General features: G+C 40.2%; 1 protein-coding gene. It reads left to right on the forward strand.

Annotation, left to right across the window (positions count from 1 at the left end):
- Nucleotides 1–395, forward strand: a 395-nt coding sequence (locus tag CVN76_RS06410) for a DUF1641 domain-containing protein (RefSeq protein WP_100530624.1), incomplete at its 5' end; no start/stop codon positions are given.
- Nucleotides 396–769 lie beyond the last annotated feature (374 nt).

A 769-nucleotide genomic window follows, 5' to 3' on the forward strand; every position in this document is an offset into this window, starting at 1 on the left:
ATATATCGCGAAATTCAGATGGGATTAAAGAAACCATCAAACTGCTCCAGGAACTCCATGATAGTGGAATTCTTGGGGCAATCAATAATTTGGTTGAGGCAAAAGAAGATGTAGCTAAAATTGCAGTAGGGCAAATGTTGCGTCCGCCTGTAACTAATGCGCTCAATAATGCGATGGCTGCCGCTGGAGTATTGACAGAATTGGACCCTGAGACAACACAAAAATTAGTGGGGGGCTTATCGAAAGGGCTTCAAAGAGCAGAGGAAGGAATCCAGTCAAACAAAAAAGTCGGTGTTTTTGATTTAGTGAAGCTGCTAAGAGACCCCGATGTGAATCGAGTTATGAGGTTTACTATTGATTTATTGAAGGGGCTGGGTGAAGGCCTGAAAAAATAACTAAATGAGTGCAAAAGGCTTGTTCAATTTCTCTTTTGCCTTATTAGGAATGTCTGCATTCCTGCCGGTAAATAGTATGATTTCTGAAGACGAAGTACAGAATGAATGTAAAATGGTCGATCCTTATTCGTGCGAACGCACAGGATGCAAGAAGCCGGGCATCCCTAGCTTTTCGATAGCTAAAAACGTTCTTCATCAGTAAAAAAAATGAAACTGCTTTAGTACATGCCCATGGACTGTTTATTTTGGAACTCTTTGGGTATGTTCTTCATTTCATATGATCCATGAAACGACAGAAGTAATGCAGCTAGATTTTGTAGGCAGGACAACAGTAGAAAAATGAAAGTGAATGAAAGGAAAAAAATCATGAGGAG

This window comes from Bacillus sp. mrc49, from assembly GCF_002803435.1.